The organism is Mycobacterium sp. 852002-40037_SCH5390672 (assembly GCF_001665875.1).
Taxonomy (GTDB): domain Bacteria; phylum Actinomycetota; class Actinomycetes; order Mycobacteriales; family Mycobacteriaceae; genus Mycobacterium.
In genome coordinates, this window is record NZ_LZTA01000122.1 from 116,282 (window position 1) to 130,355 (window position 14,074).

The 14,074-nt window shown below is 66.9% G+C and carries 16 protein-coding genes; 14 read left to right on the forward strand and 2 right to left on the reverse strand.

Annotated features, from left to right (window positions below):
* The first annotated feature begins 1 nt into the window (after position 1).
* The 8 genes from A5782_RS22580 (at position 2) to A5782_RS22615 (ending at position 7,249) form a co-directional block, all read left to right on the forward strand.
* Positions 2-706, forward strand: coding sequence for an NIPSNAP family protein (locus A5782_RS22580; RefSeq protein WP_067104308.1), 705 nt, complete (start codon positions 2-4; stop codon positions 704-706).
* A gap of 62 nt (positions 707-768) precedes the next feature.
* On the forward strand, positions 769-1,944 hold the full coding sequence (locus A5782_RS22585) for a cytochrome P450 (RefSeq protein ID WP_067104327.1): 1,176 nt from the start codon (positions 769-771) through the stop codon (positions 1,942-1,944).
* A gap of 1 nt (position 1,945) precedes the next feature.
* Positions 1,946-2,914: a zinc-binding dehydrogenase gene (locus tag A5782_RS22590; protein WP_067104309.1), complete on the forward strand. Its 969-nt coding sequence runs from the start codon at positions 1,946-1,948 to the stop codon at positions 2,912-2,914.
* A gap of 7 nt (positions 2,915-2,921) precedes the next feature.
* Complete coding sequence (locus A5782_RS22595) at positions 2,922-3,680, forward strand: HpcH/HpaI aldolase/citrate lyase family protein (RefSeq protein WP_067104310.1); 759 nt, start codon at positions 2,922-2,924, stop codon at positions 3,678-3,680.
* The gene (locus tag A5782_RS22600) at positions 3,677-4,087 is read left to right on the forward strand and encodes an SgcJ/EcaC family oxidoreductase (protein ID WP_067104311.1); all 411 of its coding nucleotides are present in this window, start codon (positions 3,677-3,679) and stop codon (positions 4,085-4,087) included. Before A5782_RS22595 ends, A5782_RS22600 begins: the two co-directional genes overlap by 4 nt.
* Positions 4,084-4,812, forward strand: coding sequence for an SDR family NAD(P)-dependent oxidoreductase (locus A5782_RS22605; protein ID WP_067104312.1), 729 nt, complete (start codon positions 4,084-4,086; stop codon positions 4,810-4,812). Before A5782_RS22600 ends, A5782_RS22605 begins: the two co-directional genes overlap by 4 nt.
* Positions 4,794-6,314, forward strand: coding sequence for an NAD(P)/FAD-dependent oxidoreductase (locus A5782_RS22610; RefSeq protein WP_197694313.1), 1,521 nt, complete (start codon positions 4,794-4,796; stop codon positions 6,312-6,314). The genes A5782_RS22605 and A5782_RS22610 overlap by 19 nt, the downstream gene beginning before the upstream one ends.
* A complete protein-coding gene (locus A5782_RS22615) occupies positions 6,311-7,249 on the forward strand; it encodes an alpha/beta hydrolase (protein ID WP_067104314.1) in 939 nt (312 codons plus the stop codon). The genes A5782_RS22610 and A5782_RS22615 overlap by 4 nt, the downstream gene beginning before the upstream one ends.
* Here the strand turns inward: A5782_RS22615 and A5782_RS22620 are convergent.
* Complete coding sequence (locus A5782_RS22620; protein WP_067104328.1) at positions 7,246-8,370, reverse strand: alcohol dehydrogenase catalytic domain-containing protein; 1,125 nt, start codon at positions 8,368-8,370, stop codon at positions 7,246-7,248. The two genes, A5782_RS22615 and A5782_RS22620, sit on opposite strands and share 4 nt — an antisense overlap.
* Before the next feature lie 14 nt (positions 8,371-8,384).
* Between A5782_RS22620 and A5782_RS22625 the strand changes: the two genes are divergently transcribed.
* Together A5782_RS22625 and A5782_RS22630 are read left to right on the forward strand one after the other, a co-directional pair.
* Positions 8,385-8,867, forward strand: coding sequence for a thioesterase family protein (locus A5782_RS22625; RefSeq protein ID WP_156624059.1), 483 nt, complete (start codon positions 8,385-8,387; stop codon positions 8,865-8,867).
* A gap of 86 nt (positions 8,868-8,953) precedes the next feature.
* Complete coding sequence (locus A5782_RS22630; RefSeq protein WP_066861577.1) at positions 8,954-9,394, forward strand: SRPBCC family protein; 441 nt, start codon at positions 8,954-8,956, stop codon at positions 9,392-9,394.
* On the opposite strand, the gene A5782_RS22635 is transcribed toward A5782_RS22630, so the two are convergent.
* Positions 9,391-10,068 carry a GntR family transcriptional regulator gene (locus A5782_RS22635; RefSeq protein ID WP_197694314.1) on the reverse strand — a complete coding sequence of 226 codons (678 nt, stop codon included), beginning with the start codon at positions 10,066-10,068 and terminating at the stop codon, positions 9,391-9,393. The two genes, A5782_RS22630 and A5782_RS22635, sit on opposite strands and share 4 nt — an antisense overlap.
* A 183-nt stretch (positions 10,069-10,251) precedes the next feature.
* Here A5782_RS22635 and fadD5 point away from each other — a divergent pair, with 183 nt between their 5' ends.
* The 4 genes from fadD5 to A5782_RS22655 all read left to right on the forward strand — a co-directional run.
* Positions 10,252-11,847, forward strand: a complete 1,596-nt coding sequence (gene fadD5, locus A5782_RS22640) for a fatty-acid--CoA ligase FadD5 (RefSeq protein WP_067104331.1) — start codon at positions 10,252-10,254, stop codon at positions 11,845-11,847.
* A gap of 260 nt (positions 11,848-12,107) precedes the next feature.
* Positions 12,108-12,923, forward strand: coding sequence for an ABC transporter permease (locus A5782_RS22645; protein ID WP_067104315.1), 816 nt, complete (start codon positions 12,108-12,110; stop codon positions 12,921-12,923).
* Position 12,924: 1 nt separating this feature from the next.
* Entirely contained in the window at positions 12,925-13,794 is an 870-nt protein-coding gene (locus A5782_RS22650) for an ABC transporter permease (RefSeq protein WP_067104316.1), read from the forward strand.
* 5 nt (positions 13,795-13,799) lie between these two features.
* Positions 13,800-14,074, forward strand: a 275-nt coding sequence (locus A5782_RS22655) for an MlaD family protein (protein ID WP_156624060.1), incomplete at its 3' end; no start/stop codon positions are given.

Here is a 14,074-nt window from a genome sequence, read left to right on the forward strand (position 1 = left end):
CATGAAGCAATACTTCCGACACACGCTGCTCTACCTACACGAGACGATCTCGCTGGGATCCGGGCGAAGCGACCGGTTCACCGAGATTTTCACCGACACCTATCAACCGATGATGGAGCAACTCGGCGCGCGGCTGTTCGCGATCTGGGAATCCACCCCGTACAACGGTCACTGGCCTCAGGCGACGGTCATCTGGGAGCTCGACGGTTTCGCCGATTACGCCAGGCTCGGCGCCGCGCAGGCCCGCGGCGGCAGCCACGCGGCCGCGTCCGGCAAGTGGTCGGCATTTCTGGCCGACATCGGCGCCTCGGGGGAGGGGCGCATCATGTATCCCGGGCCGAGCAACAAGACGCTCGCCCAGCTGCGCGACGCCAATTTCGCTGCGCCGCTGGTGATTCAAGAGATCATGCAGACCAAACCAGGCCGCCAGGACGACTACATCCGCGAACTGGAGCGGCTTTACGTTCCGTGGTCGGAACGTACCGGTAAGCACTGGCTCGGTTCGTTCACCACCACCTTCCGCTACAACGAAGTCATCCACTACTGGGCGCTGGACGGCGGCTGGGATTGCTTCGCCGAGCACTATCCGTCGTGGAAGGACAGTCCACCGGCCGAGATCGTCACCTGGATGAGCGTGGCCCCCGCATTGCGCGACGGCTGGGAGGATTCCATTCTGCAGGCCCTACCGCCCTCACCACTACAGTGACGGAGCAACCAAGCCCGTTGAACGCCGGCGACTTTCGCTACGACCCCTTCGACGCGGCGGTGATGGCAAACCCGCTGCCGTACTACCGGATCCTGCGTGATCACCACCCGGTGTATTACATGCCGCAGTGGGACACCTTCGCGCTGTCGCGTTTCGAGGACATCTGGAAGGTGCTGGAAGTCAACAACGGGACATTCGTCGCCTCGGAAGGCACGCTGCCGCCGGCATCGGTTCTGGCGCAACACAACAGCGGCCCGGTCGATGACCCGCCGCTGCACCCCTTGCCGTTTCATGCCATGTTCGACGCCGACCTGTACGGCGAGGTCCGGCGCACCCACTCCCGGCCGTTTCGGCCGCGGGCGGTCACGGACCTGGAGGGCCGGATCCGCACACTGGCCAACGAACGCCTCGATGCCCTGCTGCCGGGCGGTTCCTTCGATCTGACGCAGGACTACGGCGGCATCGTGGTGGCCGCCATCGTCTGCGAACTCCTGGGCATACCAACCGATCTCGCGGCGCAGGTCCTTGCCGCGGTCAACGCCGGCAGCCTCGCCCAGCCTGGCGTCGGGGTGGACACCGGGCAAGCGCGTCCTAACTACTTCGAATATCTGTTGCCCGCGGTGCAGCGCCGCCGCGCCGATTCCTCCGGGGGACCGCTCGACGTGATCGACGGCCTGCTCGGCTATCACCTGCCCGATGGCAGCGCGCTCGACGACATGGAAGTCGCGACCCAGATGCTGTGCATCTTCATCGGGGGGACCGAGACGGTGCCCAAAATCGTCGCCCACGGCCTCTGGGAGCTGAGCCGGCGGCCCGACCAGCTGGCCGCCGTGCGTGCCGACCTCGAGAACAACGTGCTCCTCGCGCGCGAGGAGATGATCCGGTTCTGTGCGCCGGCGCAGTGGTTCGCGCGGACCGTGCGCAAGCCCTTCGAGATTCGCGGCGAAACCCTGAACCCGGGCCAGCGCGTCATCACCCTGCTCGCGTCGGCCAACCGCGACGAGCGCGAGTATCCCGAGCCCGACGAATTCCTCTGGGACCGGCCCATCCGCCGCTCGCTGGCGTTCGGCCGTGGCCAGCACTTCTGTATCGGATACCACCTGGCACGGCTGGAAGTGGCTGTGCTGCTGGCCGAATGGCTTCGCCGGGTGCCCGACTACGCGATCCGCGGTGACGCCGCCACTCGGCTGCCGTCCAGCTTCCAATGGGGCTGGAACAACATTCCGGTGGAGGTCTGACGTGTGGTCCTACCGGATCATCGCCCCGTATCTGTTCGAGCGCACCACAATTGACGACAAGACACCGCAGTGCCTGGCCGACGGGCAGGTGCTGCTGCGGTTCCTGGCCGCGGGCGTCTGCGGCAGCGATCTGCCCGCCTTTCGCGGCGCCAAAGGACGCCTGCCGGGTGACGACGGCCGAAGCGGTCCCGAGAAAGACGGCTTTCCCATCCACGAGGTCGTCGGTGAGGTGCTCACCAGCCGGCATCCCGCACACCGTGCCGGAGACCAGGTGGTCGGCTGGGCGTCGGGGTTCGACGGCATGATGGAGCGCATTGTCAGCAACGGCGACGGACTTGCGCCCTACGATCCGGCGCTGACCCCGGCGCAGGCGGTCGGGCTGCAACCATTGGCCTGCGTCCTCTACGCCTGCGAGCAGCTCGGCGACCTGGCGGGCCGGCATGTCGCGATCATCGGCCAAGGGTCGATCGGTCTGTTGTTCTCCTACGTCGCCAAGGCGGCCGGCGCGCGGCGTGTCACCGGCGTCGACCCGATCGATCGTCGTGATCTGGCAAGGGCTTTCGGAGTCGACGACCCGGTGCGCGCGACCAGTGACCGTTGGGTCAGTCAGCTCCGGCCCGGAGACCGCGCCGATGTCGTCATCGAGGCCGTCGGCCACCAGGTCGCTACCCTGACTCACGCCGTCGACGCCGCCGCCCCGGGCGGCACCGTGTTCTATTTCGGCGTCGCCGACGACGAAATGTATCCGATCAGCATGCGGGTGATGCTGCGTAACAACCTGACGCTGAAATCCGGTGTGACGCTGGACCGGCGGCGAATGCTGGAGATGGCGAGCAAGTTCGCCGCCGAGCACCCCTGGCTCCTGGGGGCCTACCTCACTCATACGTTCGGCATCGACGAGGTGCAGGACGCCTTCGAGCTGGCCAGCCGGCCGGTCGCCGAACGCATCAAGATCGCGATCGCCGGATGAGTCGACGATGACAGACACTTCGCCGAGCAATCTGCAGCTGGCACTGAGCCGCAAGAACCCGGTTTTCGGTGGCTGGGTCACCGGCCCGACGACGCTGGGCCCGGAGGAATTCGCCTGCGCCGGCTATGATTACGTCGGATTCGACGCGCAGCACGGCTATCTCGACGACGCCGATATCGCCGGCATCTTGCGCCGCATCGAGCACGTGCCCGTCGGCACCGTGGTGCGCCTGCCCAACGCCGACGCGGCACCGATCGGACGGGTGCTGGACGCCGGCGCCGACGCCGTTGTCATCGCGATGATCGAGTCGGCGGACCAGGCCGCCGCGGCGGTGGCTGCCACCCGCTACCCACCGAGGGGCGTGCGCAGCTTCGGTCCGCTGCGGGCCAGCCTGGGGCACGATCCCGCCGCCCACGAGTCACGGGTCAGCGTGTTCGCGATGATCGAGACCGCGGCGGCGCTATCCGGCATCCATGAGATCTGTGCGGTCGAGGGTCTGACCGGAATCTACGTCGGTCCGGCCGATCTGGCGATTTCCCTGGGCGCCGGTGTCGTCGGAGCCACCCGACATCCAGAGGTGCGGGACGCGATCGTGCGCATCCATCGCGCGGCGTCGGACGCGGGCCTGGTCACCGGCATTCACGCCGGCGACGGCAAGACGGGTCATGCCATGGCCCAGCTGGGATTCGGCATGATCACCCTGGCCGCCGAGTCGCAGGCGCTGCGACGCGGAGCCGCCGAGCACCTGCGCGAGGCGACGCAATGACGGATGACGCCTGCGATGATCGGAGGGCGATCCGCGCGCTGCTTGCCGCTTACGCCCTGGCACTTGACGCAGGCGACTTCGACGAGTGCGTCCAGTTGTTCGCGCCCGACGGTGAATTCCTGGTCTACGGCAAGACCTTTGCCGGTCACGACGGGATCGCGGGCATGTTCCGCCACGCGGCCCGCGGTCTGCACCTGACCGGAAGCGCGCGGATCGAGGTGGAGGGGGAGCGCGCCGTGGCCAGATCACAGGTGCTGTTCGTCCGCGCGGGCGATCTGCAACTGCGGCCCGCGATCTACGACGACGAGCTGACCCGGATCGCGGGTCGGTGGCGCTTTACGCGGCGCCGCTGCCGCTTCATCACCAGCGCCGGATTGGCCGATAGCCCCGAGGTGGATTCAGCATGAACCAACGCGTCGCATTGGTGACCGGCGCCGCCGGGGGGCAGGGCTGGGCCATCGCCGAACGCCTTCGGCATGACGGCTTTTCGGTCGCCGCGTGCGATCGGCGGATCGACGAACTCGTCACCATGGTCGGCGAAGCGGGTGACGATGGTGTGATCGCCGTCGAGCTCGACATCACCTCGCCACAGCAGTGGGACTCTGCCGTCGCTGAGGTCGTCGGGCGCTTCGGATCGCTGAGCACGCTGGTCAACTGCGCCGGTGTTTTACACCGGGCATCGCTGACCGACGAAACGGCCGAAGGCTTCGAAAGTTCCTGGCGGGTCAACTGCCTGGGTCCGTTCCTCGGGATCCGCGCGGCGCTGGACCAGTTACGGCAGGCGCCGCACGCGTCCATCGTCAACATCTGCAGCACCGGGGCCATCCGACCCTTCCCACAGCACAGCGCCTACGGCTCGTCGAAGTGGGCGCTGCGCGGGCTGACCCAGACCGTCGCGGCCGAACTCGCCCCCGCCGGCATCCGCGTCAACGCCGTCTTCCCGGGGCCGATCGCCACCTCGATGCTCGACGAGACCACCCAGACCCGGCTGGCCGAGGCGTCGATGTTCGGGCGAATCGGCGAGGCCGGTGAAGTCGCCGACGCCGTAGCCTTCTTGGTGTCCGAACAGGCGTCGTTCATCACCGGTTCCGAACTCGTCATCGACGGTGGGCAATGCCTGCAGATCCGATGAGCGAGATTTCGGTCGGCATCATCGGTGCCGGTCCCGGCGGCCTGGCATTGGGAATCATGCTGTCACGCGCCGGTTTTGACAGGTTCACCATCTTCGATCGTGAGGACGGCGTCGGGGGCACCTGGCGGATCAACACCTATCCGGGGCTGGCGTGCGACGTCAAATCACACCTCTACTCGTACTCGTTCGACCTGAACGCGAACTGGTCACGACTGTGGTCGGGGCAGGCCGAGATCCTGGACTACTTCCAGCGATGCGCCGACAAATACGGTTTGCGACCACACCTGAGGCTGCGCACCGAAATCCGATCCGCACACTGGGACGCGGACACCCAGCTGTGGCGCCTGACCACGGCGTCGGGCGAGCAGCACCACTTCAATGTGGTCGTATCGGCCGTCGGCCTGTTCACCCGTCCGCTGCTGCCCGAGCTCATCGAAGAAGAGCCGTTCACCGGAACCGTGTTGCACTCGGCGCGCTGGGACCACTCGATCCCTTTGGAAGGCAAGCGGATCGCCGTGTTGGGCACCGGTTCGACGGCCTCGCAGCTGATCCCGGAGCTGGCCAAGGTGTCCGACAGAGTGTATTCGGTGCAACGATCGCCCACCTGGATCCTGCCGAAGCCGGACCGGCACTACACGCAATGGGAGCGCTGGCTCTTCGCGCACCTTCCCTTCGCCAAAAAGCTCTACCGCGCCCGGCTGTGGCTCCGCAGCGAATCCAACATCGCGGTCATCGAGCACGGCAGCGAGAAGACCGAGCAATTCAAGGCCCTCGCGCTGGGGCTGCTGGAGAAGACCGTCGAAGACCAGGAATTGCGCCGCAAGCTCACTCCGGATCACCCGATGGGTTGCAAGCGGCTGGTGTTCTCCTCGGACTACCTGCCCGCGCTGAGCCAGCCCAACGTCGAGGTGGTCACCAGCCCGGCGCGCTTCCTGCGGACCCGATCCCTGGTGACCGAAGACGGCACCGAACGCGAGGTCGACCTGGTGGTCTGCGCCACCGGGTACGCCGCGGCCGACTATCTCGCCGAGCTGGATGTGGCCGGCGAACACGGAGTCACCCTGCGGGAGGTGTGGCGCGACGGGGCGTACGCCTACCTCGGGATGGCCGTGCCGGGCTTCCCCAACTTCTTCATGCTGTACGGACCGAACACCAATGTCGGCTCCAACAGCGTCATCTTCATCCTGGAGGCGCAGGCCCGCTACATCGTGCGGGCGTTGAAATACCTGCGGCGCAATCACAAGCGCTACGTCGCGGTGCGTCCCGCGGCGCTGGCTGACTTCGTCGCCAAAATCGATCGATGGATGGCGGGCACCGTCTGGACCACCCAGTGCAGCAACTACTTTCGCGCCCCCAACGGACGCGTGGTCACCCAGTGGCCACGCAGCGCGCGTACCTTCTGGGGCATGACACGCCGGTTCAGGCCGGCCGACTTCCGCTTCACCGCGCCGGCCACGTCCGCACCCGAGGCGTTCACCGTGCCCGAGTGGGGCGCCCAATGACGCAGCTGGACGGCGCCGATCGCCTGGACCCCGCGCTGCGTGCCGTCGCGACGACGCGGACCGACTTTACCCCGGCCGCAATCGAACTCATCCGCGAACCGTTCAACGAACGCCGGCGGCTGGCCGCCGAACACACCGATGCCCAAGGGGTGCGCATCGCCGAGGACATCGTGCCGGGCGAATCCGGCGGCGTGAGGGTGCGCATCTATCGCGGCGGACCCGCGCAACGGGCACCGGCGGTGGTGTACTGCCACGCCGGTGGTTTCGCGCTGGGCAACCTCGACACCGATCACCGCCAGTGCGTGGAGCTCGCGCGCCGCGGGCGCTGCACGGTGATCTCGGTGGACTACCGGCTGGCCCCCGAACACCCGTATCCGGCCGCACTCGAGGACGCCAGCACCGTGCTGCGATGGGTGGCCACCGACGCGGGGAAACTCGGGGTCGATCCGGCACGGCGGGCCGTGGCCGGCAGCAGCGCCGGCGCCGCCCTGGCCGCATGCCTGGCGCAGCGGGCCGCCGACGGGTCACTGCCGCCGGTGGCGTTCCAGTTGCTGCACCAACCGGTGCTCGACGATCGGGTCACCGCGTCGAAGGCGGAATTCCGCACCAGTCCGGCATTCGATGGCGAGGCCGCCGATCTGATGTGGCGCCACTACCTGGGACCGGCGGCCGCATCGGAATGCACGGTGCCCGCGCGACGAGCCGGATTCGCCGGACTGCCAACGGCTTTGATCACGTGCGCCGAGATCGACCCGTTCCGCGACGAGGCAATCGACTACGCGTTGCTGCTACTGCGCGCCGGGGTCTCGGCCGAGCTGCACGTCTTCGCACGCACCTGTCATGGGTTCGATTCGCTGCTGCCCGATTGGCCGGGCTCGCAACGATTGTTCGCGCTGCAAGGCCACGCCCTGTCCAGCGCGCTACACGGCGACTAACCGTCGAATCTGATCAGCTGTCGCACGGCGATGCCGTCGGCCAGATTGTCCATCGCCTCGTTGATGTCCTCCAGCGGAATCGTCGACGACACCAGCGATTCCACCGGTAACCGGCCCGACTGCCACAGCTCGACGAACCGGGGGATGTCTCGGCTGGGCACCGCCGAGCCGAGGTAACTGCCGATCAACGATCGGCCTTCGGCCACAAAACCCAACGGCGACACGCTGATTCGTGCGGCCGGCGGTGGCAGACCCACGGTGATGGTGCGCCCTCCGGGTGCGGTCAAGCCGATCGCGGTCTCCAGTGCGGCCGGATGGCCGACGGCCTCGACGACCACCGCGGCCTTCACCCGGGCCTCGGCGGCCTGCTGCGGTGTGTAGGCGTCGTGGGCGCCGAGACGACGCGCGGCGGCCAACTTCTCGGGCAACTGATCGACGGCGACAACGCGGACATCGTCATAGGTCAGCGCGGTCAGCAGCGCTGCCATCCCGACACCTCCCAGCCCGACGACGGCGACCGTCTGGCCCGGTTGCGGATGCCCCACGTTGAGCACCGCCCCGCCCCCGGTGAGCACGGCGCAGCCCAGCAGCGCCGCGACGTCGGGTGGCACGTCGGGCGGCACCGCGACCGCGCTGGCCCGGTTGACGACCGCGTGCGTGGCGAAACCCGAGACCCCGAGGTGGTGGTACACGGGATGGCCGGCCCGGCTGAGCCGAATGTCGCCGCCGAGCAAGGTACCGGCGCCGTTCGCCGCGCTGCCCGGTTCGCACGGCGTCAGGCCTTCGGTCGCGCACGCCGCGCAATGACCGCACCGCGGCAGGAATACCAGCACCACCCGCTGACCGACGGTCAGGCCGGTCCCGTTTGACTGCGAGCCCTCGGCGACGCGCTCGACGATCCCGGCGGCCTCGTGGCCCAGCAGCATGGGCACCGGCCGCACCCGGTTGCCGTCGACCACCGACAGGTCGGAGTGGCAGATGCCGGCCGCCTCGATGCGGACCAGGACTTCATCTCGGCCCGGGGGTGCGAGGTCGAGTTCGGTGATGGCGATCGGCCGCGACTGTGCGTAGGGCCGAGGTGACCCGATGTGCTCCAGTACCGCGCCCCGTATTCCAGACATGTTGGAATACAACCATGGCGTCGGCTTCGGTAGTTCCGCCCGCACCGGACGGGCTGAGCAGCAACGACTTCCCGGTGTTGTGGCCGGTCGGCACCCGGTGGGCCGACAACGACATGTTCGGCCACCTCAACAATGCGGTGTACTACCAGTTGTTCGACACGGCGATCAACGCCTGGATCAACACCAGCACCGGGCTGGACCCGATCACCACGCCCGCGCTGGGCATCGTCGCCGAATCGGGTTGCCGCTACTTCTCCGAACTGCAATTCCCCCAGAACCTCATGGTGGGTCTGGCCGTCACGCGGCTGGGCCGCAGCAGCGTCACCTACCGACTGGGCGTGTTCCGGGCCCAGGATGAGCGCACGACGAACCAGCCGCGACCGATCACCGCGCTGGGGCACTGGGTGCACGTCTATGTCGACCGGGTCACCCGCAAGTCCGTCCCGATTCCCGACGCCGTCCGCGCGCTGCTGGCGACGGCCGCCGTGGACCAATAAGGGCTGAGATTCGGCCTGCGACCAGGGTTTTCGTCACCAGGCGCGGCACCGCACGGACGCATCGCCGACCCCGCTATGCTTCGCGCATGCCAGTCATGAGCAAGACCGTCGAGGTGGACGCCGACGCCGCTTTGATCATGAAGATCGTCGGCGACTTCGAGGCCTACCCGCAGTGGAACGAGGAGATCAAGGGCCTCTGGGTGCTCGCCCGCTACGACGACGGACGCCCCAGCCAGCTGCGGCTCGACACCGACTACCAAGGCATGCAAAGCATGTTCATCCAGGCCGTGTACTACCCCGGGGAAAACCAGATCCAGACCGTGCTGCAGCAGGGCGACCTTTTCACCAAGCAGGAACAGCTGTTTTCCGTGGTGTCGATGGGGGCGTCGAGCCTGCTGACCGTCGATCTGGACGTCGAAACCTCGATGCCGGTGCCGGCGCCGATGGTCAAGCAACTCCTCAACAACGTCCTCGACCATCTGGCCGAGAGCCTCAAGCAGCGCGCCGAGCAGCTGGCCGCGAGCTAGAAGATTCCGGTGCGGTCGCGCATTTCGATCAGCCGGGCCGCCGCGTCGGTGAACTGCCACACGGTGTGCTCGATCACCGCGGCGGTGTCGCGCCGGCGCAGCGCGTCGATCAGCTGGTGATGGTTCTCCACGGCGGCCTTACCCCAATGAGGGTCGGCGGCGTAGACGAGCACCGGCATGTAGCGCGCGGCGTTGAGCAGGAACCAGGCCAATTTGATCCGGCCACTCGCCTGGTTGAAGACGCGGTGAAACGCGAACTCGACGCCCGCGATGGTCTCGGCGTCGCCGGACCCGACGGCCGCGGCGAGCGATTCGTTGATCCGGTTCAGCTCGTCGATCTCGGCGTCGGTGATGTGGTCGGTGGCCGCGGCCGCCAGCTCTCGGGCGATCGACGCCTGCAGCCAGAAGATGTCCTCGATGTCCTGCCGGGTCAGCGGCAACACGACGTGGCCGCGGTGCGGTTCGAGCTGCACCATGCCCTCACCGCGCAGCTTCAGCAGGGCTTCACGCACCGGAGTGACGCTGACCCCGAGCTCGGCCGCCGTCTCGTCCAGCCGGATGAACGTCCCCGGGCGCAACGTGCCGGACATGATCGCCGCCCGCAGACGACCCGCGACTGCGTCGGACAGTTGCGCCCGGCGCAGCGGCCGCCGATTCCTCGGCTGCATTGACATTGGTGCGTTCACGGGGGCTGCCAGGGCTTTCATTGGCTTTGGCGGGACAGGGTTGAAGTTTTGACGGGCGTTGACGGGGACTTGTCAGTAGACCGCCAACGCCATAGTGTGACCCACACAACACTAAGTTTTATCAAATATCAACTTGGCGCAAGCGGTGCGCGAGTGAAGGGAAGTGCGAGTTTGACCGCGCAATTGGCGAGCCATCTGACACAGGCGAACGAGCAGCCATACCTGGCCCGGCGGCAGAACTGGGTGAACCAACTCGAACGGCACGCGTTGATGCAGCCGAAGGCGACGGCGCTGAGGTTCTTGGGCAAAACCCTGACTTGGGGTGACCTGCGCAGCCGGGTGGCGGCGCTTTCCGATGCGTTGAGCCGCCGGGGTGTCGGCTTTGGCGACCGGGTGATGATCCTGATGCTCAACCGCACCGAGTTCGTCGAATCGGTGCTGGCCGCCAACATGCTCGGCGCCATCGCCGTTCCGTTGAACTTCCGGCTCACCCCGGCCGAAATCGCCTTCCTGGTTCAGGATTGTGAAGCGCGGGTGATCATCACCGAACCGGTGCTGGCCCCGGTGGCCACCGGGGTGCGCGACATCGAGCCGTTGCTGAACACCATCGTGGTGGCCGGCGGCTCGACGGACGACAGCGTGCTCGGCTACGAAGATCTGATCGACGAGCCCGGGGACGCACACCAACCCGTCGACATCCCGAATGACTCGCCGGCCCTGATCATGTACACCTCGGGCACGACCGGCAGGCCGAAGGGCGCCGTACTCACCCACACCAATCTGACCGGCCAGACGATGACCGGCCTGTACACCAACGGCGCCGACATCAACAATGACGTCGGGTTCATCGGTGTGCCGTTCTTCCACATCGCCGGCATCGGCAACCTGCTGACCGGGGTGCTGCTCGGCATCCCGACGGTGATCTACCCGCTGGGCGCATTCGAGCCCGGGCAACTGCTCGACGTGCTCGCCGCGGAGAAGGTCACCGGAATCTTTCTGGTCCCCGCCCAGTGGCAGGCGGTCTGCGCCGAACAACACGCTCGCCCGCGGGACCTGAAATTGCGCGTGATGTCGTGGGGCGCCGCCCCCGCCCCCGACGCGCTGCTGCGGGAGATGTCCTCGACGTTCCCCGGCACCCAGATTCTGGCCGCGTTCGGCCAGACCGAGATGTCGCCGGTCACGTGCATGTTGCTGGGTGACGACGCCATTCGTAAACGTGGCTCGGTCGGCAAGGTGATCCCCACCGTGGCCGCCCGCGTCGTCGACGAAAACATGAACGACGTGCCGATCGGTGAGGTCGGTGAAATCGTTTACCGCGCACCAACTTTGATGAGTGGCTACTGGAACAACCCGGAAGCCACGGCCGAAGCGTTCGCCGGCGGCTGGTTCCACTCCGGCGACCTCGTCCGCATGGACTCCGACGGCTACGTGTGGGTGGTCGACCGCAAGAAGGACATGATCATTTCCGGTGGTGAGAACATCTACTGCGCCGAGGTGGAAAACGTCCTCGCCAGCCACCCCAGCATCGTGGAAGTCGCCGTCATCGGCCGGGCCCACGACAAGTGGGGTGAGGTGCCCATCGCGGTCGCCGCTGTCGCGGGCGGCAATTTACGGCTCGATGAGCTGGACGAGTTTTTGACCGAGCGACTGGCGCGGTACAAGCACCCCAAGGCGCTCGAGATCGTCGACGCGCTGCCGCGCAACCCGGCCGGGAAGGTGCTCAAGACTGAACTGCGGGTCCGCTACGGCGTCGGAGAAATCGACTAAATCCATTCTAGGGCAAGAGGTTTTAGGAGCAGAAAGGAAAGTTGACGGGTGCTGTAACGTTTGCCAGCTGTTGGCGAAGGGTTAATTGTGCGGATGCGGTTCACACGTGGTTTGCCATCGGGTACATTCCTGTGGTCTCCGTTACTACTTGCCAGTAGGGAGCCGATGGTCACACATGTTGAGTCGGGGCGAGGAGGAGGCGTGCTACACGATCCGCCGCGACGCCGGGAGGCGCGCGGTGACGGCGCGAGGGGGCAGCGGTGACTTCAACGTCGACAAGTCGGCGGGGTCCCTACTTGGTCGGCTACGTACGCGACCAACTGGAGACGCCCCTGACGCTCGTCGGGGGATTCTTCCGCATGTGCGTGCTCACCGGAAGGGCGCTGTTCCGCTGGCCGTTCCAGTATCGCGAATTCATCCAGCAGTGCTGGTTCATCATGCGGGTGGCATTCCTGCCGACCATCATGGTGTCGATCCCGCTGACCGTTCTGCTGATCTTCACGCTCAACGTCCTGCTCGCCCAGTTCGGGGCCGCTGACCTGTCCGGCGCCGGCGCGGCAATCGGCGCCGTCACCCAGCTCGGTCCGCTGACCACGGTGCTGGTGGTCGCCGGCGCCGGCTCGACCGCGATCTGCGCGGACCTGGGTGCCCGCACCATCCGCGAAGAGATCGACGCGATGGAGGTGCTCGGCATCGACCCGATCCACCGGCTGGTGGTGCCCCGGGTGATCGCCGCGACCCTGGTCGCGACCCTGCTCAACGGCCTGGTGATCACCGTCGGCCTGGTCGGCGGCTACCTGTTCGGCGTCTACCTGCAGAACGTGTCGGGTGGCGCGTACCTGGCCACCCTGACCACCATCACCGGCTTGCCCGAGGTCATCATCGCGACGATCAAGGCCGCCGTCTTCGGGCTCATCGCCGGCCTGGTCGGTTGCTACCGCGGCCTGACGGTGCGCGGCGGCTCCAAAGGCCTGGGCACCGCGGTCAACGAGACCGTCGTGCTCTGCGTCGTCGCGCTGTACGCCGTCAACGTGGTGCTGACCACCATCGGCGTGCGGTTCGGGACGGGGCACTGACATGTCAACTTCCGCCGTCTTTCGCGCCCGCTTCCCGCGGGCTGCAGAGAACCTCAATCGCTACGGCCTCGCCGCGGCTCGCGGTCTCGACGACATCGGCCAGATGGCCTGGTTCGGCACGACCGCCGTCGGGCACATTCCGCACGCGATACGCAATTACCGCAAGGAGACCCTGCGACTGATAGCCCAGATCGGTATGGGCACCGGCGCGATGGCGGTCATCGGTGGCACCGTCGCCATCGTCGGCTTCGTGACGTTGTCCGGTAGTTCGCTGGTCGCCATCCAGGGCTTCGCCTCGCTGGGCAACATCGGCGTCGAGGCGTTCACCGGCTTCTTCGCCGCGCTGATCAACGTGCGCATCGCCGCGCCCGTCGTCACCGGGATCGCAATGGCCGCCACGGTCGGCGCCGGCGCCACCGCGGAGCTGGGTGCCATGCGCATCAGCGAGGAGGTCGACGCCCTGGAAGTGATGGGCATCAAATCGATCTCGTTCCTGGCGTCCACCCGCATCATGGCCGGGCTGGTCGTGATCATCCCGATCTACGCCATGGCGATCATCATGTGCTTCCTGTCCCCGCAGATCACCACCACGGTGCTGTACGGACAGTCGAACGGCACCTACGAGCACTACTTCCGGACGTTCCTGCGCCCCGACGACGTGTTCTGGTCGTTCCTGGAGGCCATCATCATCACCGCGGTCGTGATGATCACCCACTGCTTCTACGGGTACAACGCCGGCGGCGGTCCGGTCGGCGTGGGTGAGGCGGTCGGTCGATCGATGCGTTTCTCACTGGTCTCGGTACAGGTTGTCGTGTTGGCCGCCGCGTTGGCGCTCTATGGCGTCAACCCCAACTTCGCGCTCACGGTGTAACCGCCATGGCCCGACCCATCCAGACCAACGCCCCGCGCACCCCGCCGTACAAGCTGGCCGGCGTGGCGATCCTGGTCGTCGGCGCGCTGGCGCTGGCCCTTGTCTACGGGCAGTTCCGGGGCGACTTCACCCCCAAGACGCAGCTGACCATGCTCGCGGCGCGTGCCGGTCTGGTGATGGATCCGGGTTCGAAGGTGACCTACAACGGGGTGGAGATCGGCCGGGTGGGGTCGATTTCGGAGACGGTGCGTGATGGGAAGCCGGCGGCGAAGTTCATGTT

Excerpts from the sequence above, each read along its gene's own strand:
- A5782_RS22580 (WP_067104308.1), top strand. The coding sequence starts at position 2 with ATGAAGCAATACTTCCGACACACGCTGCTCTACCTACACGAGACGATC.
- A5782_RS22585 (WP_067104327.1), top strand. The coding sequence starts at position 769 with ATGGCAAACCCGCTGCCGTACTACCGGATCCTGCGTGATCACCACCCG.
- A5782_RS22595 (WP_067104310.1), top strand. The coding sequence starts at position 2,922 with ATGACAGACACTTCGCCGAGCAATCTGCAGCTGGCACTGAGCCGCAAG.
- A5782_RS22600 (WP_067104311.1), top strand. The coding sequence starts at position 3,677 with ATGACGGATGACGCCTGCGATGATCGGAGGGCGATCCGCGCGCTGCTT.
- A5782_RS22605 (WP_067104312.1), top strand. The coding sequence starts at position 4,084 with ATGAACCAACGCGTCGCATTGGTGACCGGCGCCGCCGGGGGGCAGGGC.
- A5782_RS22610 (WP_197694313.1), top strand. The coding sequence starts at position 4,794 with ATGCCTGCAGATCCGATGAGCGAGATTTCGGTCGGCATCATCGGTGCC.
- A5782_RS22615 (WP_067104314.1), top strand. The coding sequence starts at position 6,311 with ATGACGCAGCTGGACGGCGCCGATCGCCTGGACCCCGCGCTGCGTGCC.
- A5782_RS22620 (WP_067104328.1), bottom strand. The coding sequence starts at position 8,370 with ATGTCTGGAATACGGGGCGCGGTACTGGAGCACATCGGGTCACCTCGG.
- A5782_RS22625 (WP_156624059.1), top strand. The coding sequence starts at position 8,385 with ATGGCGTCGGCTTCGGTAGTTCCGCCCGCACCGGACGGGCTGAGCAGC.
- A5782_RS22630 (WP_066861577.1), top strand. The coding sequence starts at position 8,954 with ATGCCAGTCATGAGCAAGACCGTCGAGGTGGACGCCGACGCCGCTTTG.
- A5782_RS22635 (WP_197694314.1), bottom strand. The coding sequence starts at position 10,068 with ATGTCAATGCAGCCGAGGAATCGGCGGCCGCTGCGCCGGGCGCAACTG.
- A5782_RS22650 (WP_067104316.1), top strand. The coding sequence starts at position 12,925 with ATGTCAACTTCCGCCGTCTTTCGCGCCCGCTTCCCGCGGGCTGCAGAG.